The sequence below is a fragment of the Methylomonas sp. Kb3 genome, assembly GCF_002834115.1.
Lineage (GTDB): Bacteria > Pseudomonadota > Gammaproteobacteria > Methylococcales > Methylomonadaceae > Methylomonas > Methylomonas defluvii.
Genome location: NZ_PIZT01000067.1, coordinates 222259 through 241450, shown reverse-complemented (window position 1 = coordinate 241450; position 19192 = coordinate 222259). Strand labels below are relative to the sequence as shown.

Below are 19192 nucleotides of genomic sequence, written 5' to 3'. Positions count from 1 at the left end.
TAAGCGGCATCCGGGTCGCCTTTTCTTTGGATACTTTCTTTTGGCGACGCAAAAGAAAGTATCGCGGTTGTCGGTCCGCGATCCGACATTAGAAAAACCGTCGCGTTAGCGACACCAACTAAAACAATAAGAAAACAAACTAACAACACTATGCCCGATTCCGCCTTCACCAGCTCCCGCCCAACGATCAAAATCGACGGCGAACAACGCGAAGACCTGCAACAGGCCTTGCTGGCGATGCAAGTCAATCTGCCCTTGCACGGCTGCGCGCATGCCGAATTGCAGTTGTCCAATTGGGGTAGGCCGGAAGGCGGGCAAGATCCTGACTTTGCCTTGAACGACATTGCCTTGGGTGCCGGCGTCGAGATCGAAATGGGCAGCGATACCCCGCAACAGCTGTTCAGCGGCGAGATTACCGCGATAGAGGAAAGTTACGGCGAAGGCGCTCCCAACATCGCACTGCTGTTGCAGGACAAGCTACATAGATTGGCGCGCAGCCGGCATAACCGCAGTTTCGAGGATCAAAGTCCTGACGATTTGGTGCAAGCTATCGCGGGCGAGGCGGGCCTGCAAACCGATGCGTCGTTGTCTAGTATCACCGCCACCTGGCATCAACTCAACGAAAGTGATTTGGCCTTTCTGCTGCGCATCGGCAATCGCTTTGACATAGCCGTACGCTTGGAGGGCAATACCCTACGGGCCAAGGCCGAGGAGGCCGATACCAACCCGGTCGAGCTTAGCGCCCAAGACAGCGCCTTGAAAGTGCGCTTGATCGCCGATTTAAACCATCAACCGCTCAGCAGCCAAGTCAACGGCTATAACCTGGCTAGCGCCGACGCGGTGGATTTTACGGCCGACGCAATGACGCCGGCACCCGTCGGTATCAGTGCGGCGGCGGCTTTAGGCAATCTGAGCTGGCCCGGCCCGGAAATCGTCCCGCAGCCCTTTCCAGGCACCAGCAGCGAAGCCGAAGCCTATGCCAAGGCCGCATTCAAACGCCAAGCCAAACGCTTTATTCAAGGTGAAATTGTTTGCCAAGGCGAAGCGACTTTAAAACCTGGCCGGGAGATCGAGTTGGATGGCGTGTCGCCTCGGCTGAAAGGCCGCTACCAGATTGTGCATTGCGTGCATCGTTTCGATAACAACAGCGGCTTCGAAACCCATCTTAAAGTCAACAAAGGCGGGTGGCAGTCATGAATAGCCATGCCTTAGGTAATCTGCACAGTTTGCAACTCGGCCAAGTCACCGATAACGCCGACCCGGACAGCCGCGGCCGGATAAAGGTGCGCTTGCTGGCGACGCAGATGGAATTATGGGCCGGGGTTGTCGCGCCGTCCGCCGGCCAGGGTTATGGCGCCAGTTTTGTGCCGCGCCTGGAAGAAATTGTGGTGCTGGCTTTCATCACCCCGGAAATGCCGCTGGTGCTGGGCAGCGTCTGGGCTGGTAGCAGCAGCGTGCCGGCAGAGGCCGACCCGCAGGAAGATCATTACGTGATCCGTACGCCGCAGGAAACCGTGTTGGATTTCGACGACGGTAGCGGCCCGAAAGTGGAGTTGCGTACCCGCTCCGGTTACAAGATTTCGATAGACGAAGCAGGTGGCGGGGAAATCGTTATCGAGCGCGCCGACCAAAGCGTCACCCTTAATAGCTCAGGCATTGCAGTGCGCAGCAGCGGCAGCGTCACGGTCGATGCCAGTACGGTGACCATTAACGCCAGCATGGTGACGGTGAATGCCAGTATGTCCAAGTTCAGCGGTGTGGTGCAAGCCGACACAGTGATCGCCACTTCAGTGGTGGGCAGTTCCTACACGCCGGGCGCCGGCAACATTTGGTAAGGGATTATGAAAACCGAACAAGTTCTGCATCCCATTAAACTGAAACCGCCGTTTTATCAGGAGGGCGGACAATGCGGCTTGCATCGTTATCTGGATGCGGAGTTCATCAACCGCTTCAAGCAGGATATGCAACGCCGCCAGTTCGATTTGCCGCAGTTCAACGCCTGGCAGCAGGAAGAGCGCCACAGCCGTCATGGCCAACAGCCGGTGCTGCGATTACCGCTGCATCGGGCGTTTCATATCGTCAGTTGCGAAGTGGTCTGCGACCGCTTCGGCGAGCCGGCGCTGGATCCGCAAAAAATCAGCTCGGCCGGTTTCGTGATTCGCCGGCTCAGCGGCGGCCGTGAACAGGCCTGGATGCTGGAAGACGGCGAGGCCTTGGGCTGGCAAGACGCCCCCAGCGAACTGCGCGACCCGGATTTGCATCGCCGCTTGTGCGCCAACGGCGTGCTGCATAAACGCGACGATCAGGCGGCCTATAGCGGCGAGGAAGTGCACCCCTTGCATGTATTAAAAACCAGCGATGCCAAGCGTAAAACCCACACGCTGTTATTCGGTTATTTGCCGCTGGGTGGTTTTTATTATCTGCGCGATGTCAGCCAGGCGTTCGATAGTACCGACCAAGCGCAAACCGCCAGCGTCGCCGCGGCAATGTTGCCCTGGCCGTTCGGTTATCGGCAGCCGTTGAATCAAACCTGGCTAAGCGAACACAGCAAGCCTTTGGCGCAAGGCTTGCCCAGTAAAGCTTTTTTTGAATTGCTGAGAATCCTGGTTAACCGCTATCACCTCGGCGAAGCCGGCATTGCCGAGAACACCGCGCTGGAAAACCAATGCCAGCAGTTGTGGCTGTACGACGAAGCTAAACTGCCGGCGGGTTTGCAAGGCCAAGCCTATACCGAAACCAGCCTGGGCTTGTTTACGCCATATCGGCAACAAACCTTGTTTAGCTATCTGCAAGCCTGCTTTGCGATGGGTGGCGATAACCCGTTGGTGCGCTGGTTGATTCAACAAGAACAAGCGATAGACGCGGTGGGCGGGCTGGACAAACTGGCGGCATTACCGGCCTTGCCGAATGCCAATGGCGTCGGCAACCTGAGTTTGACTTTGTTGCTGCTGGCCGCCGATGCCCAGGAAATTCGAGTGTTGCTGGGCCAACGCCTCAGCGATCAGGCTCTGAGCAAGGTCAAGGAAATCCCCTTGCCCAAATTCGCGCAAAATGCCGGCGATGTCTATCAGGTGGTGGCCTTCGTCCGCGCCAAAAACGATCAGGGGCAAGAACAGATTCAATGGGCCAATGCCGACGCCCGCAGCATACCGTTTCGGGTCGCCGCGCCCTTCGATCCGGACGCCAGCCGGCCGGCGTTGATTCAGATGCCGTCGCTGGCTGATTTGCGACGTGGTCTGGCCAAGGGCGCGGCGATGATCACGCCCGCTGATACCTTCGATTTAATGAACAAACTGAAATTAAACAAAGGCGCCAGCGAAGACACGGTCAAAGACACGTCCGGCCCGGACTTTGGGATTCAATGGATTTGTTCGTTCAGCTTGCCGGTGATTACGCTGGTGGCGATGATCTTGTTGATGATCATGATCTCGCTGCTGAATATCGTGTTTTTCTGGCTGCCGTGGGTACGGATTTGCCTGCCGTTTCCAAAAATCAAGGGAGATTAAGCATGCGCACGCCGGTACCCGAGATTTTGAGTTGGCCGCTGGGCAATATCGATGCCGACGGCCGCTTGAGCTGGACCCGCGACGATCAGAGCATCCGCGAGGTGATGTTGAATATCCTGCTGACTCGGCCCGGCGAACGCTTGCAACGCCCGACTTTTGGTGCCGGTTTATTAAACTTCGTGCATCAACCCAATAACGAAACCACCCGCCATTTGATTGCCGGTGTGGTGCGCAAATCGCTGGAGACCTGGGAGCCTAGAGTGGAAATCGACGAAGTGCAAGTGCAGGCCAGCCCGGCCAGCGTCGCCGATGTGCATATCAATATCCGCTACCGGCTGCGCAACAGCCAGCGCCCGGCGGAACTGGGATTCACGCTAAACCTGAGCCTGCCGGCTTGAGGCTGCAAGAGAGGCCGTTATGCCATTACCGGTACCGAATTTAGACGACAGACGCTTCGAGGATTTGGTTGCCGAGGCCAAGGCCCGGCTGGCCAGCCATTTGCCGGAACTGGCGCAGATTGCCCCCGGCGACCCGCTCAACAGCTTTGTCGACTTGTTCGCCTGGCTGACCGAAACCATTTTGTATCGCGCCAATTTAATTCCGGAGCGCCAGCGCCGGGTATTTTTGAATTTGTTGCAAATTCCGGTGCGCGCCGCTCGGCCGGCCAAAGGAATCGTCAGCGTTGACGCCGGACCGACCAGCGTGTTGCCGGCGGCATTATTGGCGGACGGCAGCCAGCTGCGGGCCGGTAAACAAATTTTGACGGCGGTCGGCGAATTGCAACCCACCTGCCTGAGCTTACAAGTGTTGATTAAACAGAAGTTGGAGGCTGCCGATCTGGCCGCACTGGGTTTGACCTTACAGGACTTGCAGGAGCAGTACGGTTTGCGCAACGGCCAACGTCCCGAGCCGTTTCAACCGCGCCGCTTCCAGCCGGTTAAGGAAGTGCTGGATCTGACCGGCAGTCTGGATCGCAGCTTTTACTTGGCTTGCATCGCGCCCCGGCAGCTGGAAGGCCAGATTGCCTTGCTGCGCAGCCATCTGGCCGGCGTGGCCTTCAATATCGGCATCGCGCCCGCCGACAATCTGGACGGCGACGCGATCAACGAACTGAATCCGCGCAAGCTGATTTGGGAGCTGGTTTCCACCGGCGAGGCCGGCGAAACGATTTATCTACCCTTGGATGTGCTGGCCGACAGCTCCAAAGGCGGCCGGCAAACCGGTGTGGTCCGCTTGCGCTTACCCAAAAATCCGACGCTGTTTCAGGCGTTTGTACCGACCGATCCGATGTTCAGCGGTGTCGGCGATAGGCCGCCGGAATTGGCCGATCAAGTCGAAGCCGGTCGGGTGGCGTTTTGGTTGCGCTTGCGTTGCCCGGAACATCCCAACTTACAACTGGGCTACCTGGCGCTGAATGCCGTCGATGTGCTGGCCCAAGGCTTGAAACAGGATTTACTAGTGGGCATGGGGACCGGCCAGCCCGATCAGGTGGTGGTATTGCCGGATCAAAATATCGAGGCCGCGACCTTGCAACTGGATGTTGAGGAAAATGGCGCTTGGGTACGTTGGCAGCAAGTGGCTTTTCTCGCTGGGCAAGCCGCCGATGCCAGAGTGTATCGGCTGAATCCGCAATCCGGTTACGTGTACTTCGGTGACGGTACGACCGGGCGACGGCCGCCGTTGGGCAGCCGGATTCGTATCGCCGCTTATTTATTTGGCGGCGGTAGCGCCGGTAATCTGCCCGCCGGTAGCATCAAGGAAGTGGTGAACGGCAGTTCGCGTTACAAGCTGCGTCACGAATGGCCGTTAAGCGGCGGCATTGATGCGGAAACGGTCGAGCAGGCGGAAAAGCGCATCCCGCAATTTCTGACCCATCGCAACCGGGCCGTTACGCAACAGGATTTCAAAATCATCACCGAAGCCAATCCCGTCAATCCGGTGGCCCGCGCCGAAGTGTTGGTCGGTTTTTTGCCCGGCGCCAGTATTCGTGCGGCGCGCGACGGCGTACCGGGCGTGGTCAGCGTGTTCGTGCTGCCGCCGGCCGAACCGGCTGTGGGTCACACGCCCAAGCCCAACCAGGGCTTGTTGAAAGACGTGTTTGCCTATCTATTGCAGCGGACCATGGTCGGCACCGAATTGTATGTGTTAAGCCCGGAGTTCGTGCCGATTGCCGTCAGTGTGAAAGTGCAGGTGCGCGACATCGAAACCGAGCAACAAACCCTGCGCGACGTGCAGCAGACGCTGCTGGAATACCTGTGGCCGCTGGCGCCCGGTGGCGCGCGCGGCGCGGGTTGGCCTTTGGGCGGCGCGGTGCGCGCCAACGAATTATTGACCCAGGTGGCGCGGGTGGCCGGGGTGCAGGCCGTGAATGCCTTGAGCCTGTTTCAACGCGGTAGCCAGGGTTGGCGACGTTTGCCCGCCGATGAGCCGGTCAACTTGACTAAATTCCAGTTGCCCGAGCTGCTGGGTGTGCGCGCCGACAGTGGTTCCGGCACACCGGCCTTGCCGGACGGTATTGGTTTGCTGGAAGGCCAAACCCCGGACGACAGTCTGGGCGTCGCAGTGCCGGTGATTCCGGACCTTTGTTGAGGCCTAGCGATGGACGTCAACAACACCCCGTATTTTTTACTGAAAGGCCAGGCCGATTTCGAACAGGGCTCCAGTCATTTGAACTGGAATGCCGGTTTGCAGGCGCTGACGCTGGCGCAAAATCAGGTTTTGCGCTTGCCAGCCGCCGATCCGGCGGCGGCTTTGCTGGCGTGGCAGAACAGCGCGCCGCTGGCTTTGGACAGTTTTAATCAGATCGGTCGTTTGAGTGCCGACGGTGCGCGTGTCGAATTTAACAGCGGCCGTGGTTATCTAAGCTTGCAGGACAATGAATTGCAGGATGTCGTCGCGCCGCAAGGCCGATTTACCGACATGGCGTTCGCGTCGGTCGCGGCAGGCGGCAAGCCGGGCTTCGGGCAACCGGCCGGCGACGGCAGGTTGGCTTTGCCGTTCAGTGACGGTATCAATCAGCATGGTTTGCTGCTGTTTCATCTCGCCCGCCGCTGGCAAACCTCCTGTACATGGGGCAATGCGGAAGGTGAGGACGCGGCGTCGCAAATGCCGCTAAGGGCATGTGTCGACGCGGAGCAGCGGGTTTGGCTAATCTCCGCGACAGGCTTGATGTTATGCAGTGGCGAACCGCTACCTTTACCCTACACGCCGCAACCGGTGCGCTTCGAACCCGAACAGGCCAATCCGCATCCGTTAACCCGCATCTGGCAGCAAGCCTTACCCGAGGGCTTGCAGGCCCTGGCCCTGTGTTGCGATTTGCAGCAGCTTTATATCTTGTGCCACGACGGCGCCGGCGCGCAGGCCATATTGACGCGGCCTCTATCGGCATTGGTCGATGCGCCATTCAAAACCTTCGTCTGCCCGGCCGAGTTGCCGTTTGCTGTCGATCTGGCGCTGGCTGCCGATTCGGCTTTACCCGACAGCGGCCGGCTGGCGGCTTTGGTGCCGCGCGCTGCGGATGATCTGAATTTTGCGCAACGCGATTGCCCGGTGTTGACGCTGCATTGGGATAGTGAAACCAATACCGGTCAGGCCCGCTTGCTGTACGAGCGTTATCCAATGTTGTCGCAAGCCGTGCCGCGTTTTGTCAGCAGCGCCGACGGCCAGTTGCGTTATCAAGCCGATGCCGATGCCGATTTTCCGGCGATAGCTCCGCGCCCCAGAGAGTTGCATGCCTTGCGCCGCCCGCAGTTTTTTCTGGAAGGCACGGCTTTACTGCATGAGCTGGATTCCGGCCAAGTCGATACCCAATGGCACCGACTGTATCTGGACGCCTGTATCCCGCCGGGCTGCGATATTCAGATTGCGGTGCGGGTGTTTGCCAGCCGGCAGGCGGTGCGGCCCAAGCCCATCGACCAGCCCGCGCCACTGTGGAATCCGCTACCGTCGGAACTGCCGTTCGCGGCAAGCCTGGCCGGCCAGCAAGCCGGCACTAGCGGTTTGTTCGAGATTTTGTTGCAACAGCCTTCCGGTCGGGTGCGGCAGTTGCGCGGGCGCTATCTGCAAATTCAAGTGACTTTGCGCGGCGACGGCCGGCAAAGCCCGGCTTTGCACGCCATCAGGGTGTATTACCCGCGGTTTTCCTATCAGGAAGCTTATTTCCCGGAATTTTACCGGCAGGAACTCAGTTACGATCCGGTGCAAGCCATCGGTCCGGCCAATGGCGCCGATGTCCGCGAGCGCTTGCTGGCGGCCTTCGAAGGCGTTCTAACGCCGTTGGAAGGCCGTATCGCCGCCAGCGAGCAATTGCTGGCGCCCGAAGCAACGCCTGCCGCTAATCTGCCTTGGCTGGCCGAGGCCGTAGGTGGTCAGCTGCCGAGCCACTGGCCGGAAGCCCGGCAGCGGCGCTGGCTACGGGACCTGACCTTGATGCAACAATACAAAGGTACGCTGGCGGCCTTGAATCTGGCTTTGGACATCGTCAGCGACGGTGGCGTGCAGCGTGGCGAAATTGTGGTGTTAGAGAATTTCCGTTTGCGGCGGACCATGGCGACGATACTGGGCATAGACATGGACGACGGCGATCACCCCTTGACCTTGGGTACCGGCATGAGCGGTAACAGCATCATCGGCGACAGCCTGATTCTGTCGGAAAGCGATGCCCGGCAATTTCTGGCACTGTTCGCCCCGGAGCTGGCGACAGTTGACGAGGCGGCGCAGGTCAAAGCGTTTTTTGAAGAATACGCGCACCAAGTCAGCATCTTGCTACACGGGCGGGCGGTGAGTTTGCGAACTGCTGTGGAAGACATTTTGACGGAACAGCTACCGGCGCATTTGCAATACCGGATCATCGAAACCGAACATCCCTTCGTGCTGGGTATCGCGCCGCTGCTGGGCATGGATACCTTCATCGAAATCACGCCGCCGTTCCGCCGCGTCACGCTGGATGACACTTATCTGGGCCGCGAAGGGATTTTGAAAAACCCGGCGGCCTTTTCACCGGAGGACATCAATGCACAGGCTTAGCGGTTTTCCTGGGTTGGTTAACAACCCGGTCCTGTCTATCACGTTGATTTCCTTTGGGCTGAGTCCTTCGACTGGTTCGGCGCAACCGGCTTGGCGGATTCCGGTTCCTGTCAGAGGCTGGGGAAGAAGCTCCCTCTCCTCGCGGGAGAGGGTTGGGGTGAGGGGGCTCGAGCAATGTGATCCAACTGTTTTTAGCCCCTCACCCTATCCTCGCCCGGAGGGCGAGGGGATTTATGCTGCCGGATTCCGAGATTTTGGCATTTCCTATTGGGCACCACACACGGAGGCCGCATGGACACCCTAGACGATTTCACCACACTGGAACAGGACGCTACTTTAGACGAGCCCCTGCGCCGCGTGGCTTACGAGGCCGGGATGATGCTGGGTCTGGAAGCAACCCGCGACGAGCAGGCCTACCATCGCCGCCGCCTGACCCGCCATCAATATTGGCTGCAAGGCTATGGAACGTTGGCGGGCATGCTGGTCAGCATGGCGCCGGCGACGCATCCCAACAATACTGACAATCTCACGGTGCGCTTGCTGGTGAGTCCGGGCATAGGCATCGACGGCCTGGGCCGCGAGGTGTTGATTCACGAACCCTACTGCATCAATCTCGGCGATTGGCTGGCGGCGCAATCCGAGAGTCATCTGCGCGAAGGATACAGCGACGCCGATAATCTGCTTTGGCTGAAAATCTGCGTGCGGCAAAAAGATTGCCCGGTGGCAATGCAGCCGGTGCTGGCGCGCAAACTCAATCTCAGTACCGACGCCGTGCAACCCAGCCGTACCGCTGACAGTGTGCGTCTGGAATTGATTCCGGAATTGCCGCCGCCCGCGGGCGACGATGCCTACCAACCCTGGGCTTGCCATCAAGCCTTGCCTGCGGCGATGCCGGCCTTGTCGGTCGCCGAACAAGCCTGGTTGCAGCAAGTGCAAAACGATAACTCTCAGGCCGGCGCGCAACTGGCACTGCATGCCCGTTTGCTGCATGCGCTGGACAGTAGTGGGGTTAATCCGCAGCAATTGAATGACGAACTGGAGGAGGGCGCCCGCTTGCTGCTGGCCAGGATTAGCATCAGCGTCGCCGACATCAACGCCATTCTGGTTAACCCGCAATTAATCTCGATCAACAACTTGGTGCGGCCGTTCCTGGCCACCGCCAGCCAATTGGCCTGGCTGGCGCGCCAGCCTTGATCATGGAGGGACTATGAGCGAAATTCTATTTGAACCTCTCGGCAATCCGATTGCCGCCGGACTGGCGCTGGATCAGGTCGCCGACATCGATCCGCGCCTGACTCGCAGCCATTATTTCGACGGTCGCTTGCTGACCGCCGAAGACCTGACCCGCGATCAAATCTACCTGGATCAGCGTTTGCGGGAACTTGGCCGGGTGCTGGGCAGCGGTATCGTCGGCGGTCTGGCCTTGAGCTTCGACCGTTTTACGGGCCTGCTGACGCTGGAACCGGGCATGGCAATGACGCCGGCCGGCCGGGTGCTGGAGCTGGGCAGCCGGCTGATCGTCAATTTGCGCGACCGGGCCTTAATTAGCGGCTTGAACGAGGGCAATTTCTCGAATCTGAACCGGGGTTTGTACGCGGTCGTGCTGCGTTATGTCGATGTCGGCACCGACATTGCCGAAGTGTTTCCGAAAGATTTGAGCGCCAAGCGCGGCTTTCAATACGCGATGATTACCGAGTCGGTGCAGATGGGCCTGGTGCCTTTGCCGATTCCGTTGCCGCAACAAAGCCCTTTGCAGATTCGGGCACGTTTGATGAGAGAGTTGCTCGGCGATGATCAATTGCACGGCTTATTGCCGGAAGACGCGGTGGCACTGGGTTTGGTGGCGATTCAAGAAGGCGCACCGCAATGGCTGGATGCGCAATTGCTGCGCCATCCCTTGCGCGCCGAGCCGGGCATAGACGCATTGCAAAGCGATTTGTCCCGGCAGTACGAGGCTTTATTAACCGACATATTAAGCAACCGCCGCAGCGGCGGGTTGACCGGCGATTTTCATGCCAGCGATTATTTTTCGCTGTTGCCGCCGGTCGGCGCTCTGCCCAAGGAAGCGATCGATCCGGTCAACGGCCGGCAAGGTTATTTTCCGGAAAACTATCAGGTCGCTATCGCACCTTTACGGCAATCGGACGTGGAACAGATTCGCGCCGAATCACTGGCTTTGCCCCCCATTGATTTAAGCAACGGCGAGCCGGTGGACATCGTCGTGCTGGTGCCCTTGTCCAACCTGGATTACGGCCATTATGCCGCGCAACTGGAGCGCAATTTCGATCCGAATAAACGCCTGCTGCCGCAACTGGATTTGCTGCGCCTCAAGCTATATCCGGTCAGGCCGGTGCATGCACTGGATACCGACCAGGCCGCTTGGCAAGCCATCTGGGACCGCTTCGGCAGCAACGCGCCGTTGTACGTGCGCCGGCCCAGCCGCGCCGCAGAAACCTCGATCAGCGGTATCGTGTTAGCGCTAGGTACGTCCTTGCCGACACCGCCCGAAGTGGTGGGTGGTCCGGCCGATGGTGGCGGTTTGATCGACGACGAGGACAACGTGTTCTTGAAACGGGTGAATTACCCGATGCTGGCCGAGCTGCGGGCTCCGACCGACGATGCTGGCCGTGCGGCATTAGCGGCGTTGGTGGCGTCCTTCAATGAATCAACATTGGTAGCCGCCAGCCAGCGCATATTGCTGTTGGTGGAACGCCAATACGACGCCGTGATCTGGCAAACCCTGCAACAACTGGCCGCGGCTAACAATCTCGAAGCATTTGTGGCAGGAGTGCGCGCCAAGTCAGCCAACCAAACCACCGGCGCCTGGGTCGGAGAGAGCGGTGCAGGATTGGGTTTGGAGAATGGTTTAATCGGGCAATGGGCTGCGTTGGTGCCGTGACGGGGATTAAGAAAGATTTAGCTGCTTTGCAATGCTTTCAGAGGATGGGGAAATTGGCGGTTTTATATCCCCTCACCCTAGCCCTCTCCCGGAGGGAGAGGGGACTGTTTCGACTTTTTATGAGTACTCAATAGCTTCGAGTTGGAGGCGAGTTTTATCCCGTATGCCGCGCCGAGCACCGGAGCTTTTGAACGGATCAGCCCGAAGGGGTGCGGCATGGATGCCGCACGTTGCCGAAGGGGCAGGAAGCCCCTTTCGGCAACCCCGTTCAAAAGCGAGGAGCACAGGGGATAAGCGGCATTCGGGTGTCTTTTCTTTTGGATACTTTTCTTTGGACAAGCAAAGAAAAGTATCTCGGCTGTCGGTCCGAGAACCGACATCAACAACATCCGTCGCGATAGCGACACAATAAAAGCTGTTCCAGGTCGGGGAAGGTTTATGCAAACAAAATTTCCCCAACAGATATGGAAAGAAGAGTAAGGAGTAGCCATCATGTCCATGATTCTGCTGCATAACCCCATCGCCAGCTCCCGCAGCTTGCAGCGGGTGCACATGTTTCCCGGCCGGCATCTGGGCGAGGAACAGTTCGACCGCGAACAGTCGTATGCCGACGCGCGGCTGGCTACCGTGTTGCAGGGCAGAACAGCCGGCATCTTCCATGGCCTGGATTTACAATTGGGGCCGAACGGCATAGCTGAACCCGGTTTTAGCGTCAGCGCCGGCTTAGCTCTGGCGGCCAATGGCCAGGCACTGGGTCTTTACTATCCGCTACGTGCCGAGTGGCTGGATTTGATCGACGCCTACCTGAATCGTAACCAGGTCGCCAGCGCGGTCGGTGTTTATTATCTGATGCTGACCCGCGGCGACCGGGAAATCGACGGGCCGGGTGTCGATCCTTGCCAGCGTACCGAACTGGACCCAACCCGCGACACTCAGAGGGTACTGGCCGGTAGTCTAGCGTTACAGCGCATCAACATCAGCGACGCGGCCGTCAATACCTGGCCGCGCGACCGCATCGAAAACTGGGTAGCCGCCGACCGGGTCGATGCCGGTTTCATGGTCAAGCTGGGCCATGCCGTACCGCTGGCCTTGCTGGCGGTGGTCAGCAACGAGGATGCCAGCTACCGCATCGCCTGGCTATCCCAAGAAGCCGGGCGCTACGAAGCGGTGGCAAATAGCGGTTACCGGGTGCTGCTCAATCAAACCGGCGCGGCGATGCGGCGGGTGATGCAATCCGCTGGTTTGCCGGCTAATATCGGGATTCCGCTGCCGCAGTTTTTACAAGACAATCTGCATCTGGATTTTCTGCCGGCCGCCGGCCAGTTGCCGCTGGACTGGCTGCAAAATCCGGCCGCGCCCGCGCCAAATCTGCTTTGGCTGCCGACGCATCTGGGCATAGACATGGTGCCGGTGCCGGAAGAAGCGGTGATCGAGCTGTTGAACGGCCATATCGCCCGCCGGGTGATTGATTTGCGCCAGCCGGCCGGCGACAAGATTAGATTGTTGCTGGCGGTTAACGAGCCGGATTATCGGCCCAATCTTTTGGATATTCCGCAAACCGACAGCGTGCTGGAAAGCGATATTTTCCGGTTTTACATGCGCGCTTACGAAGCCTGGCGCAAATGGCGCCAACAATTCGATGCGCTCTATTTCGTCGAACCCTCCAACACCCCGCCTCTGGCTGGCGGCATAGGTGTTATCGAACATGCGGTACTCGATCCGGCGCAATTTAAAAATCTGGATTTGCCAAAACCGGAAATGCCGCCGGCCTTGCCTTTGACGATTTTCGAGAAAGTCATCGTCCGCGCCAACAACGAACAACAAGACTCGCAAAATCCCGGCACGCCCTATCCCTATAGCAAAGGTGTGCCGGCCTTACCCAATTTTTATAGTAACTGGCTGGGCGCAGACGGCAATCCGCCGCCGATAGCCGTGCCCAGCGACGACGGTTTGGTGGTGCAGTACGCGGTGGCCTTGGTAGAACTGGAAGCCATCGAAAATCAGATTCGGGCGATCCGCAGCCGGGTCGAGAAAACCCGCGACTTTCTATTAGTGCAACGCCAACAACTGGATTCGCAAACCGTGGCCTTGGCTGCGCTGGCCGGCGGCGTGGCCGGCGACGGCACCGGCTTACAGGTCGCCCGCTGGCTGCCGTACGCCAATCTGAATGCCACCGATATTCCCAATAACGTCGAAAAAGCGGTCAGCACGGAAAGCGTGGTCAGCAATGCACCGAAAGCCGTGTTTGTCACCGCGTCCGCCGGCTTATTCAACAGCGCGATCAGTCAGATGGCTGCGCCGAAAATCAGCGCCAGCAGTGCCTTGAGCAACAACTTATTGAGTAACGCGCTGGCCTCCACGTCATCGGTGTCCAAGTCGGCGTTTTTGTTGACCAGCAAGCCGCAAACCTATTCGGCGTTTGAATTGGGCATCAACAAAAACCGCCTGGATATGTTGTCGCGGATTACCAAAGAAGCGGTCAGTAAGCCGGCTTTCGAGGCCAAGGAATACCGCTTTGGCGTGATCGATCATATCAGCCCGGAAATTAACGAATATGCCAAAGCCTATTACGGGATGAAGGAATTGCTGGCCACGCTGACCGATTTATTCGACCCCACCGATGCCGCCACCTTGCGTAAACAGATGGAAAAAATCGGCGTGGTGGAAGACGATCAGGCCGGCGCCAATGCCAGCAATCCATTCGAGCGTAGCGGCAAACTGGAATCGCCAGCGGTGCTGGATAATCTGGCCGACAAAAACGCCCCGAACAATCCGCAGCGATCCAGCCTGTTAAAAACCCAATACCGCTACCACGCCTTGTTCAAGGCCGGACGGATTTTGACGCAATGGATCGCGATTTTCGAGGCGCGTTACAACAATATCGAACGCAAACTGCAAGGCAAATTACGCGAACAAGCCAACAAGCTGGCGCAGATCGACAAACTGGCCGGTTTGATCCGGGTGGCGCGGGAAACTCTGGAAGGTATGGATAGATTCCGCGTCGAACAACTCGGCGACTACGGTGTCGCGCAGCGCTTGCTGGATGAAGATTGGCGGCAGGTGTGGGCTTTGAATAAGGAACGTACCCGGATTTTGACCAAGGCCTTGCGCGGTTTGTATTACGTCAGAGTGCGCGGTACGCCGGTCAGCGCTGCCTTGGTCGACCCCTTGGCCTTGCGTTACGGCAGCAGCAAGGACATCGTCCCCGGCTGCGATTGGGAAGAGGAAGTGGATTTGCCCGCGGCGCTGGACCCGTTTTTCGCGGCGATCTGCGAGATTCCGATGGACGACTGGGCCGGTTTAAGACCGTTGCGGCCCAAGCTGCCGCCGTTTCAACAATTCGATTATCTGGGACAACTGCGTCAGGCCCGCTTCAAGGCCAGGCCCGCCAGCTTGCTGACGCCAGCCAATACCGATACCTTGCAGGCCCGCCTGCAGACCGTGCATCTGCAAACCCAGATCGTCATGCAGCAGTGGGCCGGTTTCAGCTTGCCGGCATTTACCGCCAGCAGTTTGCAAACTCAGGCGGCAGCCGCCAAAGTGTTGGCCTTGGCAGACCTGGCCGGCGCTGCCGGACCGCTGCGCAAACCAGCCCACGAATTGCGCGAGCAGTTGGAGCACTGCCAGTTTTGCTTGCTGGAAAAGCTCAATCTGTTGCCGCCGTCCTTGCGTTTGCAATGGGGGCAGCTGGCCGAAGACGATCAGATTCGCGTCGAGGACGTATCTTGGTGGCCGGGCATGGATAGAGCGGAAGCCGACGATTTTAACGCGGCCCGCACCGTATCGGAATTAATCGCCTGGTGGTTTCGGCAGCTGGACCGCGATGCCTCCGCTGCCAGCCGCAGCGCGATGCGCAATATGATTCGGGCCGTGCTGATTCATGCTTCCTTGGGCGATCCGCAGGAAATTATTCGCGGTAATGTGCATGTGCCGCCGCGTCTGGCTGCGATAGGTGAGCGCTTGCAGGTTAAGTTAAACCGGCCGCCGTTGCCGGGTACCCGGCTGCAATTGCTGGATACCGAGCAGCGGGTGGTGGCGGTGCTGGCGGTGGAAGATCATAGTCCGCAAAGCACCCAAGTCACCATTGTCGATATGCTGCAAAGTGGCGTGAAGATCAACACCCGCTTTAGCGTCGTGGCGAACAAGCTGACGCAGCAGCGCTTGTAAATTGCGGTTATGACCAAGCTGGCCGCCGACACCGTTGCGATACACCGTCTGACCGTCCGTGCCGGGCAGCAACGGGCGGCTGAAAGCGTGCGCGACAGTTTGCAAAGTGCGGATTGGCCGCAAGCCGGGCAGGACAACTGGGTGTTTATTCGCCGCCTGCAAGTCAGCGGTGCGGCGCGGCAACTGCCTCTGCATTTGCTCGAGCAAACCCGGCAGTACTTAACACAAAGCAACAATCCCGAACAGGTGATGCGCTTTGCCAGCCTAGCCGAGCTGTTGGCGGCTTTGCTGACGGATCTGCTGCGCGGCCGCGCCGGCTTGCATTGGTATTGGCGACGCTGGGCGCATTGGTTTGAATTGCCGGTGTCGCGGGCTATATCCGGGATAGTGTCCGAACATCTGACTTTACTGCCGGCGGTTTGTGCCCGATTGGCGCAACGAGAAAAATTAGCCGCCGTCTGCTTGAGTCTGACCGACAGCGATGCTCGGCAATTGGCGGTCGAACTGGCCGGAATGAGTGGTTTTCGCTTGCCGTCGGTTTTGGAAATCGCCGAGGTGCTTGGTTCTGAAATCGATAACGCAGACCGGCAAACCCCTTTAGCCGCCAGTCAGCAGACTTGGGCTGAGCAACTGACGCCTAGGCCCGGATTGCTGGCGTATTGGCGACCGCTATTGCAAGAACTGGATGTCGCCGACGGCCGTTATCAATTGGCCTTATTGCTGATCGGCCAAGACTTGGCGCCATTGTTGTTGCAACAACAGCCGGCTAGGCTGCAGGCTGTTCTATCCGCCTGTTTTGCGGCTATGCTGAACGCCAAAAAAGCGCAGACGAGTGGTGAGCCCAAGCCCAAGCCGGTATGCGCGAAGGAACAGATCCATCCCCGGCAAGTAAAACCCCCTTTGCAAGCGCAGCCGCTTAACCAAGTCCATCAAGCCCGAGCGCAAACAGACGGCGAGGCCAATCCGAAACTGGATGCCGACACCGAGCGGCAGATACCGGCGCCATTACCGCAAAAGCCCCTTGCCGAGCATGATGGCAACTATATTCGGCAATCCCGGCAAACGCCGATGGCTGAAAGCCTATCGTTAGCCGACTCTTCTTTTCCTGCCAAGGCGCTTGCCCAGGGCTCTTCTCCAGAGCCGGCCAGCGCAGACCTGGAGTTTGCGGGATTCCATACCCGGCAAGGCGGCTTGCTGTATTTATTGAATATCCTCAACCGGCCTGAAATGCGCTGCTTGATGCTGGAGCATGCCGAAACCTTGCCTAGCGGCTGGGGCTGGTTGTACCGGCTTGGGCAAGAGTTGCAATTGCAAGAGGACGATGCGCTGGTCGATTTCATCGCGCGGCAATTGGGCCTGGACGATAGCGGCGAACTGGGCCGATTGCCGCCGCTACCAGCCCGCGAACAGGTGTTGGATTTGGCCCTGCGCTGGTATGGCAAGACCGGGGTTTGGCAGCCTGAGTTGTTGGCGCTCACCGGGCAAATTCACTACAGCCCCAGTCATATCGATTTGTACGCGCCGATGTCTGCGATCCGATTGCCGGTACGCCTGGCCGGGTTGGACATCAATCCGGGCTGGCTGCCGTGGCTGGGCCGAGTCGTGGGTTTTCATTATGACTAAGCCGCCGCAGCCCTTGGCCGAATCGCTAAATCTGCAAGCACCTAACCGGCAGCAACCGTTGGCGGCCTTGGTGCGGGTCGGTTTGGCAGAGTTCTGGGAGCGGATGATGCCGGGCGACACCGAACTGTCAGAGCAATTGCGGCAACAAGCCGCCCGGCTGTTAAACGTGGAAGTGCTGCCGAGCTGGATACAAATGCGCGAACACGCAGTGGCCCAGTTGCATGCATTGCCCGGCCCATTTGGGCATTGGTTGCGCGAACAACAGATCGATCTGCCGCAAGCCTTTTTGTTGGCCGTAGTTGGCAGCGCCGAGACCGACTATCTGGTGACCCTGACGCTCAGCGAATTGCAAGCGCCCAATCCCGGCAACCGCCTCGCCGCGCATCTGGCGCTAACGATGCTGGACGAATTATTCGGTGCCGGCACACTGGATGCGCTGGATTTGCATGCTACGCCGTTGGTGCAACAGCAGGTGTTATTACTGGAAGGATCGGGGCCGCTGTCGCTCCGGCCATTGCGCATCGAGCCGGCCTTGTGGTCGGTATTGTGCGGCCGGCCGACGATTTGGCCGGGATGCCGAGTGGTTGCGTTGACTGACCGGGAATTGCTGCCGCAACGTATCCGCAAACAATTGCCGCATTTGGCGACCTTATTGGCGAAAGGCGAAGTGCGCGGCTTGGCGATACGCGGCAACAGCGGTTGCGGCCGGCGGGCCTTGGCCGCCGAGCTGGCCGGTTTGTTGGGATTAACGGCCATCGAAGTGCCGAGTGATTTGTGGCAACAGCAGCTGGCCTTACCGCTGGCCTGCCAACTGGCCGGCTGGCTGCCGGTCATCAAGGTGCAGGTCGCGGCCGGCGAAAGCTGGCAGTTGCCGGCGATACAACCCAATATCGCCCATGTGATTGTGCTGGGTATGACCGATGCGGTATCCGGCCAGGATTTGTTGGAATTGGAAATGGGCGTGCCCGACGAAGCCGAGCGCCGCCAGCTTTGGGCGCGTTACCTCGCCGATCCGGAATTGGCCCGCCGTGCCGCCAGTGCCTTGCTGAGCGGTCCGGTGATCCAGAAAGTGGCGCGCAATGCGGTGCTGCGCGCAGAACAAAGCCGCAGCGTATTGAATGCCGAACACATTGCCCAAGCCCGCCGCGATTTGGGGGCGGAACGCTTGCGCTTGCTAGCCGAGCCGGTGCGGCGGCGCGTCGAACGCGAAGCGGTGGTATTTCCGCCGCTGGTGGAGCAATACCTGCACGATTTCATCGCCCGCGCGCACAGCCGCGAATCGTTGTGGGAAGCTTTGGGCGTAACCTTGCAAGCCTCGCGCAATGCCGGCCTGCGGGCCTTATTCGTTGGCGACAGCGGCACCGGCAAAACCCTGGCCGCCAGTTATGTCGCGACCGCGCTGGGCGCGCCGCTGTACTGTGTGGACTTGGCGGCGATCATGAACAAATATGTCGGCGAATCCGAGAAAAATCTGGGCCTTTTGTTGGATCTGGCTGCCGCCGCCGATGCCATCCTACTGTTCGACGAAGCCGATTCTTTATTTGGTCGGCGCACCGAGGCCCAGCAAAGTGGCGAACGTTACGCCAATATGCTCACCAACTTTTTATTAACCCGCATCGAAAACCACCCCGGCATCACGATTCTGACCACCAACAGCCGCGAGCGTATCGATAATGCTTTTACTCGCCGGTTGGATGCGATTGTGGATTTTCCCATGCCGGGGTTTCAGGAGCGCCTGGATTTATGGCGCAGCCATTTCGGTCAACGCAGCCCCAGCGACGATTTATGCAAAACGCTGGCTAGCTATTGCGACATCAGCGGCGGCCAGATTCGGAATGTGGTGTTGACCGCTGCCGGTTGCAGTCCGGCGGATCAGCCTATCGGCATTGAGACCTTATTGTCGGCTTTACAGCGCGAATATCAAAAACTGGGCCGCAATCCGCCGGCGCAGTTAAAACAGTTAAGGAGTTAG

General features: G+C 58.9%; 11 protein-coding genes. All 11 read left to right on the top strand.

What is annotated here, in order from left to right; translation table 11 throughout:
* Nucleotides 1-150: 150 nt before the first annotated feature.
* The 11 genes from CWO84_RS18260 to CWO84_RS18210 all read left to right on the top strand — a co-directional run bounded on the left by CWO84_RS18260 (nucleotide 151) and on the right by CWO84_RS18210 (nucleotide 19192).
* On the top strand, nucleotides 151-1197 hold the full coding sequence (locus CWO84_RS18260) for a phage late control D family protein (RefSeq protein ID WP_101054410.1): 1047 nt from the start codon (nucleotides 151-153) through the stop codon (nucleotides 1195-1197).
* A complete protein-coding gene (locus CWO84_RS18255) occupies nucleotides 1194-1835 on the top strand; it encodes a phage baseplate assembly protein V (protein ID WP_101054407.1) in 642 nt (213 codons plus the stop codon). The genes CWO84_RS18260 and CWO84_RS18255 overlap by 4 nt, the downstream gene beginning before the upstream one ends.
* 6 nt (nucleotides 1836-1841) lie before the next feature.
* Entirely contained in the window at nucleotides 1842-3506 is a 1665-nt protein-coding gene (locus CWO84_RS18250) for a hypothetical protein (protein ID WP_101054404.1), read from the top strand.
* A gap of 2 nt (nucleotides 3507-3508) precedes the next feature.
* Nucleotides 3509-3904: a GPW/gp25 family protein gene (locus tag CWO84_RS18245; protein WP_033157785.1), complete on the top strand. Its 396-nt coding sequence runs from the start codon at nucleotides 3509-3511 to the stop codon at nucleotides 3902-3904.
* A gap of 19 nt (nucleotides 3905-3923) precedes the next feature.
* Complete coding sequence (locus CWO84_RS18240; protein ID WP_101054401.1) at nucleotides 3924-6095, top strand: putative baseplate assembly protein; 2172 nt, start codon at nucleotides 3924-3926, stop codon at nucleotides 6093-6095.
* Nucleotides 6096-6104: 9 nt separating this feature from the next.
* A complete protein-coding gene (locus tag CWO84_RS18235) occupies nucleotides 6105-8531 on the top strand; it encodes a phage tail protein (protein WP_101054398.1) in 2427 nt (808 codons plus the stop codon).
* A 291-nt stretch (nucleotides 8532-8822) separates the two neighbouring features.
* Nucleotides 8823-9725 (top strand): hypothetical protein, encoded by a 903-nt coding sequence (locus CWO84_RS18230; protein WP_101054395.1) that lies wholly within the window; start codon nucleotides 8823-8825, stop codon nucleotides 9723-9725.
* Nucleotides 9726-9738: 13 nt separating this feature from the next.
* The gene (locus CWO84_RS18225; RefSeq protein WP_101054392.1) at nucleotides 9739-11430 is read left to right on the top strand and encodes a hypothetical protein; all 1692 of its coding nucleotides are present in this window, start codon (nucleotides 9739-9741) and stop codon (nucleotides 11428-11430) included.
* Nucleotides 11431-11922: 492 nt separating this feature from the next.
* On the top strand, nucleotides 11923-15597 hold the full coding sequence (locus tag CWO84_RS18220) for a hypothetical protein (RefSeq protein ID WP_101054389.1): 3675 nt from the start codon (nucleotides 11923-11925) through the stop codon (nucleotides 15595-15597).
* A 9-nt stretch (nucleotides 15598-15606) separates the two neighbouring features.
* Complete coding sequence (locus CWO84_RS18215; RefSeq protein ID WP_101054386.1) at nucleotides 15607-17220, top strand: hypothetical protein; 1614 nt, start codon at nucleotides 15607-15609, stop codon at nucleotides 17218-17220.
* Nucleotides 17213-19192 carry an ATP-binding protein gene (locus CWO84_RS18210; protein ID WP_051670169.1) on the top strand — a complete coding sequence of 660 codons (1980 nt, stop codon included), beginning with the start codon at nucleotides 17213-17215 and terminating at the stop codon, nucleotides 19190-19192. Before CWO84_RS18215 ends, CWO84_RS18210 begins: the two co-directional genes overlap by 8 nt.